This window comes from Streptomyces violaceusniger Tu 4113, from assembly GCF_000147815.2.
GTDB lineage: Bacteria > Actinomycetota > Actinomycetes > Streptomycetales > Streptomycetaceae > Streptomyces > Streptomyces violaceusniger_A.
Map to the genome: position 1 here is coordinate 9671005 of NC_015957.1, position 20039 is coordinate 9691043.

The window sequence follows — 20039 nt, forward strand, 5'->3', positions numbered from 1 at the left end:
CGTCGGCCCGGGGCGGCGGAGCAGGGGCGTCGGGCGGATGCGGACGGTGATCGGCGGCATGGGCGGCGTTGTCACCGGGTGCTACTACGGTGGCGCGCATGACGAACGCCGCCACCGGGTCCGCCGTGGACCGCACACCCGAGGCCACGCTCTCCGCCGACGAGGCGCGCCGGATCGCGCTGCGCGCCCAGGGGCTGCTGGGCGCCCCCGACCGGCGTGGCGGGGTGCGGGGCGTGCTGCGCCATCTGGGCGCGGTGCAGCTCGACACGATCTCGGTGCTGGCCCGCTCGCATGAGCTGATTCCGTACGCACGGCTGGGCGCGGTCGGCCGTAAGACCGTCGAGTCGGCCTATTGGAGCGGCACCCACGCCTTCGAGTACTGGTCGCATGCCGCCTGTGTGCTGCCGATCGAGGAATGGCCGCACTTCGCCTTCCGGCGCCGCGCCTACCGCCTGCGTCCGCACTGGCACCACGAGCTGCCGGACGGGGTGTACGAGACGGTGGTCAAGCAGTTGCGCGCGGAGGGCCCGCTGACCGCGACGGAGCTGGGCGGGGCCAAGAACGGCGGGCCGTGGTGGGACTGGTCGGCGGCGAAGATCGCGGTCGAGCGGGCGCTGATGTTCGGCGAGGTGGTGTGCGTCGAGCGGCGCGGCTGGAAGCGGGTGTACGACCTGGCGGAGCGCGCCGTGCCGGACGCACTGCTCCATGACGACCTGGACGACCGGGAGTGTCTGCGCCGGCTGGTCCGGCTGGCCGGGCAGTCCCTGGGCGTGGGCACCCGGGCGGACATCGCCGACTACCACCGGCTCAAGGGCGAGCAGGTGGCCGAGGTGATCGCGGACTCCGGGCTGGTGCCGGTGACGGTCGAGGGCTGGGACAAGCCGGCCTGGGCGGACCCCGAGGCGCTGGCCGCCCTGCCGCGCGGCCGGCACCGCACCACGCTGCTCTCGCCCTTCGACTCGCTCATATGGGACCGGGCGCGCACCGAGCGGATCTTCGGCTTCACCCATCGGCTGGAGGCGTATGTGCCCAGGCCCAAGCGGATCTACGGCTACTTCGCCATGCCGCTGCTGTCGGGCGGGCGGCTGCTGGGCCGGGTCGATCCGGCCCGGGAGGGGAAGACCCTGGTCGCCCGGCAGGTGTCCCTGGAGTCGCCGAAGGCCGTGGCCCCGATGGCGCAGGCGCTGCGGGAGGCGGCCGAATGGGTGGGCTGTGACTCCGTACGGGTCGAGCGCGTCGACCGCCCGGAGCTCGCCGCCCCGCTCGCGGCGGCCGTCGCCTGAACCGCCCCGGCGGACGCTCGGCCGGGGCTCCGGCTCATCCAGGGCTCCGGCTCACCCCAGCTTCCGGCTCATCCCTCACCTGATCTCGAGGATCTTCTCCCGCATCGCATAGACCACGGCCTCCATCCTGGAGTGCAGCTGCAATTTCTCCAGAATGTTGCGAACGTGGTTCTTCACGGTGTTCTCGCTGATGAACAGCTCCTTGGCGATATCCCGGTTGTTCATTCCGGTCGCCACCAGCTTGAGCACCTCCAGCTCCCGGTCGGTGAGCCGGGGCGCGGGCACCAGCCGCCGCTCATCGGTGCGCTGGATCATCGACTTGAACTCGGTCAGCAGCTTGGCCGCCATCGACGGGCTGATCTGCGACTGGCCGTCCGCCACCGCCCGGATGGCGGTCGAGACCTCGTCGGTCGAGATCTCCTTCAGCAGATAGCCCGTGGCACCCGCCTTGATCGCGTCGTAGAGATCGGCTTCCTCATCGCTGATCGTCAGCATGATGATCTTGGCGCTGGGTGCCACCTCCTTGATGGCGGTGCAGGCCTCGATCCCCCCGCGCTTGGGCATCCGCACATCCATCAGGACGATGTCCGGCAGCAGATCCGCCGCCTTGTCCACGGCCTCGGCCCCGTCCCCCGCCTCGCCGACGACCTGGATGTCCTCCTCCTGGGCCAGGACGATCTCCAATCCACGCCGGAAGAGCGCGTGGTCGTCCACGACGAGGACCCGAATCGGCTCCTTGCGCGGTTCGCCGCGCGGCTCGCCCCCGTCCGGACCGACGCCATGGTCTTCACCGGCGTCGGACACGGGCCCGAAGCTGTCCGCCATCGTTCCTCCCCCTGAAGGCCATGGCCCTTGCGGTCCGCACCCTGGGTGCACTCGGTCTGGCGTCAACCGGTGCATTCGATACACCGGTTGGCCGCCCGGCCATGATTTCATGCCCGGACGGCGGAATGTTCCTACCTTGGTCGCACGGCGGTGCCCCGGGGGGCGCACAGGCGCTCCGGGGCACCACTTACTTGTCAGGCTGGATTCGGCTGAATTTCTCGGTCAGCCGCCGAGTGCGCCACCGGCGCCGCCGGGTGCCTCTCCGACGAACGCCTCCGGCTGGAGATGAATCACCCCGTAGTCATAACCATGCCGCCGGTAGACGACGCTGGGCTGGTTGGTGTCGGAGTCGACGAACAAATAGAAGTCGTGCCCGACCAGCTCCATCTCGTAGAGAGCCTGGTCGAGGCTCATCGGAGCCGCGGCGTGGGTCTTCTCCCGTACCACCAGGGGGCCCTCGCCCTGGACTTCCAGGGGGCCCATCCGGGTGGTGGGGACGGTCTCCGTCGTGCGCTGGGGGGCGATGTCCCCATGCCCGTTGATACGGGCCGCGTTGGGCACGGTGACAGCCACGTCGCTGGCCGGAATGCGACCGTTTCCACGGCGCGTATGGCGCTTGTCGTGCTGCTTGCGCATCCGTGCTTCCAGCTTGCTGGCCGCCAGGTCCAGCGCCGCGTACGGATCGGCCGCGGCGGCCTCCGCCCGGATCACCGGGCCGCGCGAGCGGAGCGTGATCTCCACTCGGTCGGCGCGGTCGGACTGCCGCGGGTTGTGCTCCTTGGACACCTCGACGTCGAGGCTGATCACCTTGCCGTCGAGCTTCTGGATCTTATCCAGCTTCAGCTTCTCGGCCACGTGCTTCCGGAACCGCTCAGGCACCTCAGTTTTACGGCCCTTGACGACGATGTCCACGCAGAACTCCGTTCCCGGGTGGCTCCAGTCAGTATCGGAGCGTCATCCCTTGTGCACTTGGCTCCGGCGTCCTCCGGAGCCATCGGCTTGGCGCTTTCAGTCCTCCTTCCCACGGAGAGGATCTCAATCCCGTTTGTTCCAAGCCTCACCAGAATGCAGGCAAAACACGCCAAGCGGATGAGCGAGTCATAGCACTCGCCTTTCCTCACAACCGAACATAGCTCGACCGGTCAGAAGTCGGCACCCCCTACCGGCGCGTACCTCCGATCAGGTGCTTTGCCGCGGTTACCACCTGCAACGATGCGGCTTCGTATTCAGTTCCGGTTGGTACGCGTCAGGGGTGCGGCCGCCACCACGGCCGCGCCGATGACCAGCCCACCGGCCGCCGTCACCGCCCGCGCCGCCTCCGCGAGCGAGGCCCCCGTCGTCATCAGATCGTCCACTAGGACGACCGGGCCTGCCGCCAGCAGCCGGCCGCTGCCGGGGACCGCCCCCAGCGCCCCCGTCACATTCGCCCGCCGCTGCCGTGCGTCGAGCCCCGACTGGTCGCTCACCCGGCGCCGCTGGCGCAGCACCGCCGGGACCCGCGCCGGGCGCCCGCCACCGCGCAGCACGCCCGCCGCGGCGAGCGCGATCCGCCGGGCCGGGTCATGCCCCCGGGCGCCCACCGCACGCCGGGCCGATGGGACCGGCACCAGCAGCAGCGGACCCCCGCGGGGTCTCGCCCCGGATCCGTACCCGGGTCTTGCCCCGGCACGCGTTCCCGATCCAGTACCCGGTCTCGGCCCGGATACCCGGTCCAATCCCGCGCCCGACCCTCTTCGGGACCCCGCACCGGGCCCTGAGCCGGGCTCTGGGCCAGGCCCTGCGCCGGACCCCGGGCCGGGACAGGCCGCCCGCACCGCCCCCGCCAGCGCCTCGCCCAGGGGCCGCGCCAGCCGGAGCGCTCCGCGCTCCTTGTGTGCGAGCAGCACCGCCCGCGCCTCGTCCACGTAATCCACCGCCGCATGGACCACCGGCAGCCCCGGCGGCACCGGGCTCGGCTCCACCCGGCGCGCCCCGGACCCGCGCAGCGCTCCACGACAACGCTCACACAACGCACCGCCCGGCCGACCGCATCCGGCACAGTCGGCCGGCAGCGCCAGATCGGCGATCTCCTGCCACCAGCCCCGCATGAACACCACTGTCCCGGGGGCCAAGCCCACACGCCACCCCCTGTGGACAACCGCGCACATGTGGACAACCAGCCACCCCCGACCGGTGTCCTGGCCTAGAAGCTGCCGCTACGGCCCCGCCTAGCCGGGGTAGACCGGAGCCGAACCGTCCTGGTCCACGGTCTTCCAGTCGGTGTTCGGCAGCAGCCGCACGATGCCGTTCTCCCTGGTCTCGGCGATCAGCGGCCGGGTCTGGTCCTCCGAGGCGCCGATCGACTGCACACCGTTCGGACCCGGCACCTCAGGAATGTTCGCCGGGGAGCCGTCCGTCTCCACATACTGCAGTTGCTGCACCCCGTCCGACTCCCGGCCCGCGACCACCAGCCGGCTGTCGCCCGCCCAGGAGAAGGTGTCCACGTCCTCCAGCTTCGGCGCGACCGCCTGCAGCGCCCCCACCGACAGCTTCGGGGCGGCCTCGGTGCCCCGCCGCTCGATCCGGCCGAGCCGCAGCGTGGTGTGGCCGGACCGCTTGACCAGCATCGCGATCCTGGAACCGTCCGCGGAGACCCGCAGCGCCGTGATCCGGCCGCCGTCCAGCCGCGGCAGCGCCACCTCGTCCGCCGCTCCGGTGCCGCCCCGCAGCCGCAGCAGCCTCGGCCGCTGCGGATTGCGGTCGGCCACCCACAGACCGCCCAGCCCATCCCAGCTCGGCGCCGTCAGACCGTGCTCCACGCTGCCGCCCTGGCTGCGCAGCCGCACCTTGCCGCGCTCGGCGCCTGGGGCCATCTGGGTGACGTACAGCGCCTGGCCGTCGGCGGTGACCCCCGCCGCGTCCCGCTCGTCGCGGGAGACCGCCACCGTGCCCAGACCCGCGTCCTCGGAGCCGAACGGCCCCGGAACCGGCTGCGGCCGGTCCTCGTCGTCGGACAGCCGGACCATCCGATGATCGGAGTTCACGAAGTACTGGTGGCGCGGATGGCCCTCGACCCCGTCCGGGGCGTAGGCACGCGCCGCGTCACTGGAGAGGGCACACAGCTCCGAACCGTTCTGCCGCTCCAGCCGCACACCGCTGGCCTCGGACGATCCCTCACCAAGATCCTGGACCGTGAACAGCGTCTGCGCCGCCATCCGGGCACACCGCGCCCCGCTGACCTGCGCCGCCCGGTCGCTCAGCCGGACCTTCAGCGTGTTCGAGTCGTCCAGCGACAGCCGCTCGTCCCTCCGCCCGAGCGCCGAACCGCGCGGGAAGGAGCTGCTGACCACCGGCTGCAGCCACTCCGTGGGACCGCCCAGCAGCGCCTTGACGGTCGCGGTCACCGGATCGATACGGCGCCGCACATAGACCGGATCGGCCACCAGCACGTTGTCCCCGGCCGTCGACTCCTCGGCATCCGGGCCCAGATCGGCGAAGTAGTACTTGTTGACCGAGCGGTAGATGCGCTGGAAGTCGGACTCACCGAGGATCAGCCCCCGCGGCGGCCCGTCGATCCGCCACTCCGAACCGCTCAGCGTGAGATGGATGCGCTCCTCGTACGGCTGCGCATCGGGCTTGTAGGCGTGCGTTTCGTCCACGACGGCGATCCGCTTGCCCGACAGCACGACCGTCTTACCGCTGCCGTCCCGGTCGCCCGGGTCCGTCTCCACCCGCACATCCGGAGCCTGCTCCAGCACGGTGGTGGCCGCGAACGGCTGCCACCGCCTGACCGCGCTCTTGGTCAGATACTCCTTCGCGGTGCCGAAGTTCTCCTCGTCGCTCGTCGTGGCCTCCAGGAAGCCGGAGACCAACTCCGCGGGCTGCTCGCCCTTGCCCGGGCTCACCCCGTACACCCGGACCTGCGAATCGACGTCGGAGCGCGGTGAGGAGTCCACCCGCCGCACATCGCCGCTGTCGGGCATCGAGGCACAGCCGGACAGCAGCAGGGCGCCACAGGCCAGCAGCGCCGGCGTGCTCAGGGCCCGGCCGTCCGGGCGGCGCCCACGGCGGCGGAAGCGGCGACGGTCGGCATGGTCAGCGCCCACGAGGGCGGCCCTCCCCTTCGTTCGATGTCGTCGGCCGGGCGGCCGGCGCCCTGCCGCCCCGCGACCCGTCGGACGGCGTCTCCGGGGCGCCACGCACCACCCGCGACCCATTGCCGGGCAGGGCCGTGGGATCGGCCGACGGCGCCGCGGCTTCGGCGGGCAGCGCGGACCGCGGCTGCGCGGGCACCGCCGCCAGCCGCTCCGCCGGGGGCAACGGAGCCCCGGCGTCATCCGTACGGCGGTTGCGCCGGGAGTCCTCGGGCTCCAGCGGGAGCGGCGAGCCGCGCAGCACATCGCCCGCGGTACGCGGCAGCGTCAGCCGGAACTGCGAACCCCCGCCGGGCTCACCCCACGCCTGCAGCCAGCCATCGTGCAGCCGCGCGTCCTCCACCGCGATCGACAGGCCGAGACCGGTACCGCCGGTGGTGCGCGCACGGGCCGGATCGGCCCGCCAGAAGCGGTTGAACACCCGCGTCGCCTCGCCGGGCTTGAGCCCGACGCCGTAGTCCCGCACTGCGACGGCCACCGCACCGCCCGCCGTCGCGAGCCGCACGACCACATCGCGGCCCTCACCGTGCTCCACGGCGTTGACCACCAGATTGCGCAGCACCCGCTCGACACGGCGGGTGTCCGCCTCCACGATCACCGGCGCCTCGGCGCCCCGCACCAGGATCCGGGTGCCCTTGGCCTCGGCGAGCGGCTCGGCCCCGTCCACCACCCGGTGCACCACATCGCGCAGATCGATCGGCTCGGCCTCCAGCGCGGCCGCGCCCGCGTCGAACCGGCTGATCTCCAGCAGATCGCTGAGCAGCGACTCGAAGCGGTCGACCTGGCCCCACAGCAGCTCGGCGGAGCGCGCGGTGATCGGGTCGAAGTCCTCACGCGCCTCGTGAATGACGTCCGCCGCCATCCTCACGGTCGTCAGCGGGGTGCGCAGCTCATGGGAGACATCGGAGACGAAGCGGCGCTGCATCCGGGAGAGCTCCTCCAGTTGCTGGATCTTGAGCTGGAGGTTCTGCGCCATCTTGTTGAACGACTCTCCCAGGCGGGCGATGTCGTCCTCACCGGTGACCTTCATCCGCTCCTGGAGCAGACCGGCCGCCAGCCGCTCGGAGATCCCCGCCGCCATCCTTACGGGCGTCACGACCTGCCGGACCACCACCCAGGCGATGGCCCCGAGCAGCACCACCACGAACACCCCGGCCGTGGCCAGGGTGCCCTTGACCAGGCTCAGCGACTTCTCCTCCTGGGTGAACGGGAAGAGGTAGTAGAGCTGGTAGGCGTCGCCGTTGTTGTCGTCCAGCCGCTTGCCGATGATCAGCGCGGGCTCGGCGTCTCCGGAGCCCGCGTGCGCGATCTTTCCGTATCGCTCATACGGCGCCGTCCGGCCCTCGTCCACCCTCCGGCGCAGATCGGCGGGCACGCTGTCCGGCTGGACATCGCCGGAGGCCCGCGGCCCCCGGCTGGCCACATACGGCGTCTCACCGGAGTCGGAGCTGAGCGCCACCACCGAATACGCGCCCTTGCCCCCGCTGGAGAGCTGCTCCACCAGCGCGTTCAGCCAGGCGCCGGAGTCCTCGACACCGGCCCCCGGCCCGTCCTGGCCACGGGAATCGCTCTTACGGTCGGCCATCTGCTCGGCCACCTCGAACCCGCCGACGGCCTGCCCCTGCGCCGCATGGCGCTTGGCGTCCAGCAGACCATTGCGCACCTGCCCGATGACCACCAGGCCCAGCAGCAGCACCACACCGAGCGACATCAGCAGCGTGGTGGCGACCACCCGCAGCTGGATGTTCCGCCGCCACAGCCGGGCAGCGGGCAGCAGCGGACGGCGCACCCACCGTCCGAACAGCCGGATCACCGGATGGGCCGGCCCTCCGGACGCCCCGTCGGGCAGCAGATGCCCACCGCTCCACAACCTGCGCAGCAGCGGTATCTCACCCGCCGGGTCGGGCCGCCCCATCCGGGCACCCTCCGGAGCCCCGCCTCCCGGTCCTCCGGGCTGCGGCGCCGTACCACCCGTCATCTCAGCTTGGCCCGGCCTTGTAGCCGACACCGCGGACGGTCACCACGATCTCCGGCCGCTCCGGGTCCTTCTCGACCTTCGACCGCAGCCGCTGCACATGCACATTCACCAGCCGGGTGTCGGCGGCATGCCGATAGCCCCAGACCTGCTCCAGCAGCACCTCACGGGTGAACACCTGCCACGGCTTACGGGCCAGCGCCACCAGAAGATCGAACTCCAGCGGGGTCAGCGCTATCGACTGGCCGTCCCGCTTCACCGAATGCCCCGCCACGTCGATCACCAGATCGCCTATGGCCAGCTGCTCCGGCGCCGGCTCCTCGGAACGCCTCAGCCGGGCCCGTATCCGGGCCACCAGCTCCTTCGGCTTGAACGGCTTGACGATGTAGTCATCCGCCCCGGACTCGAGCCCGACCACCACATCGACCGTGTCGCTCTTGGCCGTGAGCATGACGATCGGCACCCCCGACTCGGCCCGGATCAGCCGGCAGACCTCGATGCCGTCCCGGCCGGGCAGCATCAGATCGAGCAGCACCAGATCGGGCTTGGTCTCGCGGAAGGCGGCAAGAGCCTTGTCGCCGTCCGACACAAACGACGGTTCAAAGCCTTCGCCGCGCAGCACGATGCCAAGCATCTCTGCCAGTGCGGTGTCGTCGTCGACGACAAGGACGCGTCCCTTCATATCGACATCATCCCATTACCCGATCGTGACCTGGCCCACAGCTCGGCGATACCGTCCGCTGTGACCGGAGAGATCACACCGTCTTCGGTCACGATCGCCGTCACCAACTCCGGTGGGGTGACGTCGAAAGCCGGATTGTGGGCCTGTGTCCCCAGCGGAGCGACCGGCACTCCGGTGCCCGCTTCGTGCCCGGTGATGGGGGCGTAAGGAATTGTGATGTCTGTCACCTCATGTCCAGGGCGCTGCTCGACCTCGATCGAGGCGCCGTCGGGAGTGGCCGGGTCCACCGTGGTGGTCGGGGCGACCACCACGAACGGCACATGGTGGTAGCGGGCCAGCACCGCGAGCGGATAGCTGCCCACCTTGTTGGCCACCGAGCCGTCCGCGGCGATTCGGTCCGCCCCGATCAGCACCGCGTCGACCTCACCGGCCGCGAACAGCGAGCCCGCCGCGTTGTCCGCGAGCAGCGTGTACGCCATACCGGCGCGCGCCGCCTCGTACCCGGTCAACCGCGCCCCCTGGAGCAGGGGCCGGGTCTCGTCCACCCAGAGCCGCCGCAGCTGCCCCGCCCGGTGCACCGCCTTGACCACGGCGAGGGCGGTCCCCTCACCCCCGGAGACCAGGGCGCCGGTGTTGCAGTGAGTGAGGATCCGATGACCGCCGGCAGGCAGCAGCTCGTCGAGGAGCGCTTGACCATGGGCCGCCATGCGGTCGCTGGCCTCGGCATCCTCCCGATGCAGGGCCCGGGCCTCGGCGAGGGCGGCCGCGGCGGCCTGAGCGTCGTCCGCGTCGTCCCGGATCGCGCCGTGATACGCGGCGACGGACCGGCGAACGCCATAGCCGAGGTTGACGGCCGTGGGACGGGCATGGGCGAGCGATTCCGCGGCCTCGTCCACATCGAAACCCCGGGCCGCGGCAAGCGCGATCCCGTATGCCCCGGCGAGGCCGAGCAGCGGGGCGCCGCGCACGGCGAGAGAGCGGATCGCCTCCACCAGCGCCGGCACATCGGTGCACACCAGCTCGACCTCTTCGGCGGGCAGCCGGGTCTGGTCGAGAAGTACCAGTACGGGCCCCTCCGGGGGCTCCTCCCAGCGCAGCGCCAAGGCGGTGGGAGGTATGGGGCCTTCCGGGGACACCGGATGCTGATCAGCCATCCGCCCAGTCTGCCCTGTGCGCCACCGACTATTGAAGTGCCGGACCGCCCCCAGTGACCGGCACGAGGCGCAACCCACCGTGGCACGATGGCTGGCATACGCCCGCCGCGGACGCCGCGGCCGGTCAACGAACAACCTACGGAGCGACGATGAATGACACTCCGGGCTGGGCCCCGCCCGGATCGTCCCCTTCCGACGAACCGGACCGCGGCGCTCAGCAGCAGCACGAGCCCGCCGACCAGCCCGCCCCGGAGCAGCCCACCTGGGGCGGCCAGTGGGCCCGGCGCCAGCCGCCGCCCGGCCGCTGGACCGCACCGGGACGAGGCCCCACGCCACCGCAGGTGCCGCCCGCCCCCGCGCCGGGCAGCGGATGGGGCACCGGCCCGCGTCAGCCACCCGCTCCCCGCCCCGGTGTCATTCCGCTGCGACCGCTGGCCGTCAGCGAGATCCTGAACGGCGCGGTGGCCATCGTGCGCGCCCACTGGCGCACGGTCCTCGGCATCTCGCTGATCGTCTCGATCGTCATCCAGGGTCTGATCACGGCCGCCACGGGACTCTGGTTCAACCACGCCCGCGGCAACGAGAGCAACGTCCTCGACGATCCGGACGCCACCGTCAGCCAGGCGATGCGCGCCGTCGGCGCCTCGCTCGGGGACAGCGGAGTCACCCTGCTGCTCGGCGTCCTCGGAACGATCGTCACCACCGCCCTGCTGACCGTGGTCACCGCACGGGCGGTGCTGGGCCGGTCCGTGTCCACCAAGGAAGCATGGGGCGGTGCCCGCCCGCACCTCCTTCAGCTGTGCGGGCTGCTCCTTCTGATCCCCACCATCGCCGTGGCCGTCATCGCCGCCGGTATGACGCCGGGTCTGCTGCTGGCCTTCGCGGGCGTGCCCAGCGAGGGCGCCGCACTCGCCTCTCTCGGCGGGTTCGCCGCGGCCGGCGTCGCCGTCTGGCTCTGGGTCCGCTTCAGCCTCGCCCCTCCCGCGCTGATGCTGGAGAAGCAGGGGATCATCAAGGCCCTGCGACGCTCCTTCAAGCTGGTGCGCGGTGCGTGGGGGCGCGTCTTCGGCATCCAACTGCTGGCCGTCGTCCTGGTCTTCATCGTCGGCGCCATCGTCGAGATCCCCACCAGCCTGATCGCCATGGTCATCGGCGGGGACAACGCCATGGACTGGCTGTCCGGTGAATCCGTCTCCGCCGGCTGGACCTTCCTGGTCGTGGTCGGCGTCGGCGGAGTGATCAGCTCGACCATCACCTTTCCGATCAGCGCGGGTGTGACGGCCCTTCTCTACATGGACCAGCGCATCCGGCGCGAGGCGCTCGACCTCGAGCTCGCCCGCGCCGCGGGAATGCCGGGCGACCCCGCGGAAGGCCATGGCAAGGACCAGCCGACCGTCGCCTCGACGTCCGGGAACTGACGGCCTCACAGGCGGGCACGAACGGGGCGTCACCCGACGCCCCTTCACCGCACAGATCGTCACTCGCACAGGCCCTCACCCTCCCCCGTCCGCCCGCTCGGCGTCGTGCCTGCGGCCTGCTGACCGGTCGTCAACGGACCCGTCGGACCCCGGCTCACTGACAACTCTGCGTGCCGGCAACCGCGCCACGCCAGGACCCTGAGGGCTTTTCACTCGATCCGGTGGAACATCCGATCGAATGGGAACGCAAAAAAGCCTCGGTCCCGAGCACTAAGTGCTCGGGACCGAGGCTAAAGATTGTTCGGCGGCGTCCTACTCTCCCACAGGGTCCCCCCTGCAGTACCATCGGCGCTGAAAGGCTTAGCTTCCGGGTTCGAAATGTAACCGGGCGTTTCCCTAACGCTATGACCACCGAAACACTATAAAGCTGAACCGGAACCACACCCCAAACAAGAGGGGGGTTCAATACGGTTCGTTGCTTCAGAACCAACACAGTGGACGCGAGCACCTGAGGACAAGCCCTCGGCCTATTAGTACCAGTCAACTCCACCGGTTACCCGGCTTCCATATCTGGCCTATCAACCCAGTCGTCTACTGGGAGCCTTAACCCATCAAGTGGGTGGGAGTCCTCATCTCGAAGCAGGCTTCCCGCTTAGATGCTTTCAGCGGTTATCCCTCCCGAACGTAGCCAACCAGCCATGCCCTTGGCAGGACAACTGGCACACCAGAGGTTCGTCCGTCCCGGTCCTCTCGTACTAGGGACAGCCCTTCTCAAGACTCCTACGCGCACAGCGGATAGGGACCGAACTGTCTCACGACGTTCTAAACCCAGCTCGCGTACCGCTTTAATGGGCGAACAGCCCAACCCTTGGGACCGACTCCAGCCCCAGGATGCGACGAGCCGACATCGAGGTGCCAAACCATCCCGTCGATATGGACTCTTGGGGAAGATCAGCCTGTTATCCCCGGGGTACCTTTTATCCGTTGAGCGACGGCGCTTCCACAAGCCACCGCCGGATCACTAGTCCCGACTTTCGTCCCTGCTCGACCCGTCGGTCTCACAGTCAAGCTCCCTTGTGCACTTACACTCAACACCTGATTGCCAACCAGGCTGAGGGAACCTTTGGGCGCCTCCGTTACCCTTTAGGAGGCAACCGCCCCAGTTAAACTACCCACCAGACACTGTCCCTGATCCGGATCACGGACCCAGGTTAGACATCCAGCACGACCAGAGTGGTATTTCAACAATGACTCCCCCTGAACTGGCGTCCAGGGTTCACAGTCTCCCACCTATCCTACACAAGCCGAACCGAACACCAATATCAAGCTATAGTAAAGGTCCCGGGGTCTTTCCGTCCTGCTGCGCGAAACGAGCATCTTTACTCGTAGTGCAATTTCACCGGGCCTATGGTTGAGACAGTCGAGAAGTCGTTACGCCATTCGTGCAGGTCGGAACTTACCCGACAAGGAATTTCGCTACCTTAGGATGGTTATAGTTACCACCGCCGTTTACTGGCGCTTAAGTTCTCAGCTTCGCCACACCGAAATGTGACTAACCGGTCCCCTTAACGTTCCAGCACCGGGCAGGCGTCAGTCCGTATACATCGCCTTACGGCTTCGCACGGACCTGTGTTTTTAGTAAACAGTCGCTTCTCGCTGGTCTCTGCGGCCACCACCGGCTCACACCGCAAGGGTGATCACCAGCAATGGCCCCCCTTCTCCCGAAGTTACGGGGGCATTTTGCCGAGTTCCTTAACCATAGTTCACCCGAACGCCTCGGTATTCTCTACCTGACCACCTGAGTCGGTTTAGGGTACGGGCCGCCATGAAACTCGCTAGAGGCTTTTCTCGGCAGCATAGGATCATCCACTTCGCCTCAATCGGCTCGGCATCGGGTCTCACCCACGTGAGGGACGGATTTACCTACCCCTCGGGCTACACCCTTACCCCGGGACAACCACCGCCCGGGCTGGACTACCTTCCTGCGTCACCCCATCGCTCACCTAGTACAGGTCTGGTTCGTCGGCTCCGCCACTCCCCTTTGCCCGAAGGCTCCGGGGCGGCTTCACGGACTTAGCATCGCCTGGTTCGGCGTTGACGCTTCAAAGCGGGTACCGGAATATCAACCGGTTGTCCATCGACTACGCCTGTCGGCCTCGCCTTAGGTCCCGACTTACCCTGGGCAGATCAGCTTGACCCAGGAACCCTTAGTCAATCGGCGCACACGTTTCTCACGTGTGTATCGCTACTCATGCCTGCATTCTCACTCGTGAACCATCCACAACTCGCTTACACGGCTGCTTCACCCGGCACACGACGCTCCCCTACCCATCACAGCCCCCGTTGGGGGTAATGCTGCAATGACACGACTTCGGCGGTACGCTTGAGCCCCGCTACATTGTCGGCGCGGAATCACTTGACCAGTGAGCTATTACGCACTCTTTCAAGGATGGCTGCTTCTAAGCCAACCTCCTGGTTGTCTCTGCGACTCCACATCCTTTCCCACTTAGCGTACGCTTAGGGGCCTTAGTCGATGCTCTGGGCTGTTTCCCTCTCGACCATGGAGCTTATCCCCCACAGTCTCACTGCCGCGCTCTCACTTACCGGCATTCGGAGTTTGGCTAAGGTCAGTAACCCGGTAGGGCCCATCGCCTATCCAGTGCTCTACCTCCGGCAAGAAACACACGACGCTGCACCTAAATGCATTTCGGGGAGAACCAGCTATCACGGAGTTTGATTGGCCTTTCACCCCTAACCACAGGTCATCCCCCAGGTTTTCAACCCTGGTGGGTTCGGTCCTCCACGAAGTCTTACCTCCGCTTCAACCTGCCCATGGCTAGATCACTCCGCTTCGGGTCTTGAGCGCGCTACTATGTCGCCCTATTCGGACTCGCTTTCGCTACGGCTTCCCCACACGGGTTAACCTCGCAACACACCGCAAACTCGCAGGCTCATTCTTCAAAAGGCACGCAGTCACGACGCAGAGACGAATCCCTGCGCGACGCTCCCACGGCTTGTAGGCACACGGTTTCAGGTACTATTTCACTCCGCTCCCGCGGTACTTTTCACCATTCCCTCACGGTACTATCCGCTATCGGTCACCAGGGAATATTTAGGCTTAGCGGGTGGTCCCGCCAGATTCACACGGGATTTCTCGGGCCCCGTGCTACTTGGGAGATGAGCAAGCAAGCCATCACGATTTCAGCTACGGGGGTCTTACCCTCTTTGCCGGACCTTTCGCATGTCCTTCGCCTATCGCAATGGTTTCTAACTTGCCCAGTCGCCGGCAGACGACTGAAGCTCATTCCCACAACCCCGTATGCGCAACCCCTGCCGGGTATCACACGCATACGGTTTGGCCTCATCCGGTTTCGCTCGCCACTACTCCCGGAATCACGGTTGTTTTCTCTTCCTGCGGGTACTGAGATGTTTCACTTCCCCGCGTTCCCTCCACATACCCTATGTGTTCAGGTATGGGTGACAGCCCATGACGGCTGCCGGGTTTCCCCATTCGGACACCCCCGGATCAAAGCTCGGTTGACAGCTCCCCGGGGCCTATCGCGGCCTCCCACGTCCTTCATCGGTTCCTGGTACCAAGGCATCCACCGTGCGCCCTTAAAAACTTGGCCACAGATGCTCGCGTCCACTGTGCAGTTCTCAAACAACGACCCGTACCCCGTCACCCACACCCATTGATGTGGTTCACCGGGACCGGTCGAAAGGGACAAGCGTCATAGCCCGTGCCCTCAGACACCCAACAGCGTGCCCGGCCCGACCCCCTGCATCCAGCGGTCTCGTTCCACGCCCCGAGGGGCAGTACTAGAGACAGCGGACCAGACGGCCGTGCCGAATAGTCAACGTTCCACCCATGAGCAAACCGTGCGAGACATGCGCTCGCAGTCGGCTATGTGCTCCTTAGAAAGGAGGTGATCCAGCCGCACCTTCCGGTACGGCTACCTTGTTACGACTTCGTCCCAATCGCCAGTCCCACCTTCGACGGCTCCCCCCACAAGGGTTGGGCCACCGGCTTCGGGTGTTACCGACTTTCGTGACGTGACGGGCGGTGTGTACAAGGCCCGGGAACGTATTCACCGCAGCAATGCTGATCTGCGATTACTAGCGACTCCGACTTCATGGGGTCGAGTTGCAGACCCCAATCCGAACTGAGACCGGCTTTTTGAGATTCGCTCCACCTCACGGCTTCGCAGCTCATTGTACCGGCCATTGTAGCACGTGTGCAGCCCAAGACATAAGGGGCATGATGACTTGACGTCGTCCCCACCTTCCTCCGAGTTGACCCCGGCAGTCTCCTGTGAGTCCCCATCACCCCGAAAGGCATGCTGGCAACACAGAACAAGGGTTGCGCTCGTTGCGGGACTTAACCCAACATCTCACGACACGAGCTGACGACAGCCATGCACCACCTGTACACCGACCACAAGGGGGCCCCTGTCTCCAGAGGTTTCCGGTGTATGTCAAGCCTTGGTAAGGTTCTTCGCGTTGCGTCGAATTAAGCCACATGCTCCGCCGCTTGTGCGGGCCCCCGTCAATTCCTTTGAGTTTTAGCCTTGCGGCCGTACTCCCCAGGCGGGGAACTTAATGCGTTAGCTGCGGCGCGGACGACGTGGAATGTCGCCCACACCTAGTTCCCAACGTTTACGGCGTGGACTACCAGGGTATCTAATCCTGTTCGCTCCCCACGCTTTCGCTCCTCAGCGTCAGTATCGGCCCAGAGATCCGCCTTCGCCACCGGTGTTCCTCCTGATATCTGCGCATTTCACCGCTACACCAGGAATTCCGATCTCCCCTACCGAACTCTAGCCTGCCCGTATCGAATGCAGACCCGGAGTTAAGCCCCGGGCTTTCACATCCGACGTGACAAGCCGCCTACGAGCTCTTTACGCCCAATAATTCCGGACAACGCTTGCGCCCTACGTATTACCGCGGCTGCTGGCACGTAGTTAGCCGGCGCTTCTTCTGCAGGTACCGTCACTCTCGCTTCTTCCCTGCTGAAAGAGGTTTACAACCCGAAGGCCGTCATCCCTCACGCGGCGTCGCTGCATCAGGCTTTCGCCCATTGTGCAATATTCCCCACTGCTGCCTCCCGTAGGAGTCTGGGCCGTGTCTCAGTCCCAGTGTGGCCGGTCGCCCTCTCAGGCCGGCTACCCGTCGTCGCCTTGGTAGGCCATCACCCCACCAACAAGCTGATAGGCCGCGGGCTCATCCTGCACCGCCGGAGCTTTCCACACGCATCCCATGCGGGAGCGTGTCATATCCGGTATTAGACCCCGTTTCCAGGGCTTGTCCCAGAGTGCAGGGCAGATTGCCCACGTGTTACTCACCCGTTCGCCACTAATCCCCGGCCGAAACCGGTTCATCGTTCGACTTGCATGTGTTAAGCACGCCGCCAGCGTTCGTCCTGAGCCAGGATCAAACTCTCCGTGAATGCTTCCGGGATATCCCGGTCACACAGTCACGAGAGCGGAGCAGACCGGAGGAATAATCCAGTCCGCTCACAGCGTCCTCGCTGTGTATTTTTCCAAAGGAACCTCGTCCGAGATGGACGGGGTATCAACATATCTGGCGTTGACTTTTGGCACGCTGTTGAGTTCTCAAGGAACGGACGCTTCCTTTGAAACCGCTTCACCGGTCTCTCCGGGCGCTTCCCTTCGGTGTTTCCAACCTTACCAGATTCTTTTTCAGTCCGTTTCCGGTCCGAATTCTGATTCCGGTGGCCGTTGGAGAGGCCTTTGCCTTTCGGCGTGTTTTCGACTTTAGCAGACACGCATCCGCCGAACCTAATCGGCTTCGGTTGATGTCCGCGGGTGTCAAAGGTGCTCCGTTGGATTTCCATCCGTCTGCGGAGCGAGTTCAGATTAAGTGTCTGTGAGTGAGCAGATGCTGCTCACCACAACCGTTTAACCTTACCTCCCCGGGTGACCCTCGTCAAGGGTCCTGGGGAAGATTCTTTGTGCGGCCTCATCGGAGTGCCTACGCTCTCCGTGCGCCGCGACATTCCAACATACGCATCCGCACTCTCTGCGTCAAGGGAATCACAGAAGATTCTTAACGTCGCAGGTCAGAGGGGGTGCGGCGGCGGTCAGGCCGCGAAGGACGACGGCGGGCTCTCCAGATCCTCGAGCTCGATGCCGGGGGCGGCCAGGACCACGTCGCCAGCGATATGGATCGTCCGGACCTCTCCGGTGTCCAGCTCGCTGACCTGGTATTCATCCACAAGGAGTGGTCCAGTATCGGCAGTATGCCCGGTTCTGTCAAGAAGTGCCCATGATTGGTCCAGGGTGAGGGGCGCGAGGACCGGATCGGTGAAGGCCACGAGACGGACGCGGACGGCTCCGGCGCCCGGCTCCAGCCGCAGCAGGCGGGAGATGGCGACCAGGAAGGCGGGGGAAGCACCGGTGAATGCGTGGGCGCCGACATTGCCCTCGGTCGCGTGCTCCCCGGTGGGATCTGTACGAACCCAGGTGACCCCGTCCAGTGCGGCGCCCTTGACCTGCCAGCTCGCCGCGTGCAGCTCGACCCTGAGCGGTCGGCCCAGTTCGTCGAGAGTGAGGTCCACGGACCCGGCGTGATCGCCGGAAGGCGAGGTCCGCTGTGCGACGTAGCGCCAGCCGCTGGGACCGGGCGCGCACTGGAAGTGCTCCTCACCCAGCGGGGTGTGGTCGTGCGGGTCGTGGAGGGAGTAGCGGCCGCGGGGCATGGTGAGGTCCTTGACGAGCGTCGGGCCCGCCCGGCCGGACGGCGCGGACGGGCCCTGGGGCCCCCGCCGGGGCGGGGGGCCGGGTCAGCGGCCGCCGACCGTGCGGTCGGCGGCGCCGGTTCGATCAGCGGATGCGATCAGTAACGGTAGTGCTCGGGCTTGTACGGGCCCGCGACCGGGACGCCGATGTAGGCGGCCTGTTCGGGCCGGAGCGTGGTCAGCTTCGCCCCGAGCGCGTCCAGGTGGAGACGGGCGACCTTCTCGTCCAGGTGCTTGGGGAGCACATAGACGTCGGTCGGGTACGACTCCGGCTTGGTGAAGAGCTCGATCTGGGCGATGGTCTGGTTCGCGAAGGAGTTCGACATCACGAACGACGGGTGACCGGTCGCGTTGCCGAGGTTCAGCAGACGGCCCTCGGAGAGCACGATGAGCGTCTTGCCGTCGGGGAAGGTCCAGGTGTGGACCTGCGGCTTGACCTCGTCCTTCACGATGCCCGGGAGGGCGGCGAGGCCGGCCATGTCGATCTCGTTGTCGAAGTGGCCGATGTTCCCGACGATCGCCTGGTGCTTCATCTTGGCCATGTCCGCGGCCATGATGATGTCCTTGTTGCCGGTCGTGGTGATGAAGATGTCGGCGGTCTCCACCACGTCGTCCAGGGTGGCGACCTGGTAACCGTCCATCGCGGCCTGCAGCGCGCAGATCGGGTCGATCTCGGTGATGATCACCCGGGCGCCCTGACCGCGCAGCGACTCGGCGCAGCCCTTGCCCACATCGCCGTAGCCGCAGATGACCGCGACCTTGCCGCCGATCAGCACGTCGGTGGCGCGGTTGATGCCGTCGACCAGGGAGTGGCGGCAGCCGTACTTGTTGTCGAACTTGGACTTGGTCACCGCGTCGTTGACGTTGATCGCCGGGAAGAGCAGCAGGCCGTCCCGCTGCATCTCGTAGAGGCGGTGGACGCCGGTGGTGGTCTCCTCGGTGACCCCGCGGATCTCGGAGGCAAGCTGCGTCCACTTCTGCGGGTTCTCGGCGATGGTGCGGTTCAGCAGCTCGAGGATGACGCGGTGCTCGTCGTTCTCGGCGGTGGCGACGTCAGGGGCGGCGCCGGCCTTCTCGTACTCGACGCCCTTGTGGACGAGGAGGGTGGCGTCGCCACCGTCGTCCAGGATCATGTTGGGCCCGCCGGTGGGGGTGCCGGGCCAGGTCAGGGCCTGCTCCGTGCACCACCAGTACTCCTCCAGGGTCTCGCCCTTCCAGGCGAAGACCGGGATGCCCTGCGGGTTCTCCACCGTGCCCTTCGGACCGACGGCGACCGCGGCCGCGGCGTGGTCCTGGGTGGAGAAGATGTTGCAGGAGGCCCACCGGACCTCGGCGCCAAGGGCGGCCAGGGTCTCGATCAGCACGGCGGTCTGCACGGTCATGTGCAGCGAGCCGGTGACACGGGCGCCGGCCAGGGGCTGCTGCTCGGCGTACTCCTTACGGATCGCCATCAGGCCGGGCATCTCATGCTCGGCGAGGGTGATCTCCTTACGGCCAAAGGCAGCCAAGGAGAGGTCCGCGACCTTGAAGTCCTGACCGGAGACGGCTGTCGTCATGAGTGCTGCTCCTCCTCGATCGTGTGCGAGCGAGAGTGGTTTCGGCTGGGCATGTGAAGCGCTGGGCAGGGCCCCGCACAGCGGGCACACCTGTCCCCTTCTACCTCACAGTGCGCAGTCCGTCGGAGGCCCTCTCTCCCTCGGCCGACCCGGTGTACGGGCCGCCCGACCGCCATCAGCAGCGACGTCTGGCTCGGTCACGAATCTACACCGATCGGCGCGGCGAACCCCAGCCCCCATGGGCCATCTTCGGCCG

At 67.2% G+C, this 20039-nt stretch carries 11 protein-coding genes and 3 rRNA genes; 2 read left to right on the plus strand and 12 right to left on the minus strand.

The window, feature by feature from the left end:
- The first annotated feature begins 98 nt into the window (after positions 1-98).
- Entirely contained in the window at positions 99-1283 is a 1185-nt protein-coding gene (locus tag STRVI_RS39520; protein ID WP_014061175.1) for a winged helix-turn-helix domain-containing protein, read from the plus strand.
- Positions 1284-1358: 75 nt separating this feature from the next.
- Here STRVI_RS39520 and STRVI_RS39525 read toward each other — a convergent pair whose 3' ends face one another.
- The 7 genes from STRVI_RS39525 to mtnA form a co-directional block, all read right to left on the minus strand.
- Positions 1359-2108 (minus strand): response regulator, encoded by a 750-nt coding sequence (locus tag STRVI_RS39525; protein ID WP_014061176.1) that lies wholly within the window; start codon positions 2106-2108, stop codon positions 1359-1361.
- A gap of 222 nt (positions 2109-2330) precedes the next feature.
- Positions 2331-3020 carry a ribosome hibernation-promoting factor, HPF/YfiA family gene (hpf, locus tag STRVI_RS39530; protein ID WP_014061177.1) on the minus strand — a complete coding sequence of 230 codons (690 nt, stop codon included), beginning with the start codon at positions 3018-3020 and terminating at the stop codon, positions 2331-2333.
- Between the two features lie 314 nt (positions 3021-3334).
- Positions 3335-4195: a ComF family protein gene (locus STRVI_RS49390; protein ID WP_043241330.1), complete on the minus strand. Its 861-nt coding sequence runs from the start codon at positions 4193-4195 to the stop codon at positions 3335-3337.
- Between the two features lie 120 nt (positions 4196-4315).
- On the minus strand, positions 4316-6193 hold the full coding sequence (locus STRVI_RS39540) for an LpqB family beta-propeller domain-containing protein (RefSeq protein ID WP_014061179.1): 1878 nt from the start codon (positions 6191-6193) through the stop codon (positions 4316-4318).
- Positions 6183-8156 carry an MtrAB system histidine kinase MtrB gene (gene mtrB / locus STRVI_RS39545; RefSeq protein WP_014061180.1) on the minus strand — a complete coding sequence of 658 codons (1974 nt, stop codon included), beginning with the start codon at positions 8154-8156 and terminating at the stop codon, positions 6183-6185. The genes STRVI_RS39540 and mtrB overlap by 11 nt, the downstream gene beginning before the upstream one ends.
- Positions 8157-8220: 64 nt before the next feature.
- A complete protein-coding gene (gene mtrA / locus STRVI_RS39550; protein WP_014061181.1) occupies positions 8221-8898 on the minus strand; it encodes a two-component system response regulator MtrA in 678 nt (225 codons plus the stop codon).
- Positions 8895-10052, minus strand: a complete 1158-nt coding sequence (gene mtnA, locus STRVI_RS39555) for an S-methyl-5-thioribose-1-phosphate isomerase (RefSeq protein WP_014061182.1) — start codon at positions 10050-10052, stop codon at positions 8895-8897. The genes mtrA and mtnA overlap by 4 nt, the downstream gene beginning before the upstream one ends.
- Positions 10053-10201: 149 nt before the next feature.
- On the opposite strand from mtnA, the gene STRVI_RS39560 reads away from it, so the two are divergent.
- Positions 10202-11470, plus strand: a complete 1269-nt coding sequence (locus STRVI_RS39560; protein WP_014061183.1) for a proline-rich domain-containing protein — start codon at positions 10202-10204, stop codon at positions 11468-11470.
- Between the two features lie 299 nt (positions 11471-11769).
- Here STRVI_RS39560 and rrf read toward each other — a convergent pair.
- From rrf to ahcY, 5 genes are all read right to left on the minus strand, one after another.
- A 5S ribosomal RNA gene (gene rrf / locus STRVI_RS39565) occupies positions 11770-11886 on the minus strand.
- A 94-nt stretch (positions 11887-11980) separates the two neighbouring features.
- Positions 11981-15099, minus strand: a 23S ribosomal RNA gene (locus tag STRVI_RS39570).
- A 290-nt stretch (positions 15100-15389) separates the two neighbouring features.
- Positions 15390-16916: ribosomal RNA gene (locus STRVI_RS39575) — 16S ribosomal RNA — on the minus strand.
- The 16S, 23S and 5S rRNA genes sit together here, the layout of an rRNA operon.
- A 654-nt stretch (positions 16917-17570) precedes the next feature.
- Positions 17571-18188 (minus strand): hypothetical protein, encoded by a 618-nt coding sequence (locus STRVI_RS39580; RefSeq protein ID WP_014061184.1) that lies wholly within the window; start codon positions 18186-18188, stop codon positions 17571-17573.
- Positions 18189-18325: 137 nt separating this feature from the next.
- Positions 18326-19783: an adenosylhomocysteinase gene (gene ahcY / locus STRVI_RS39585; RefSeq protein ID WP_014061185.1), complete on the minus strand. Its 1458-nt coding sequence runs from the start codon at positions 19781-19783 to the stop codon at positions 18326-18328.
- Positions 19784-20039 lie beyond the last annotated feature (256 nt).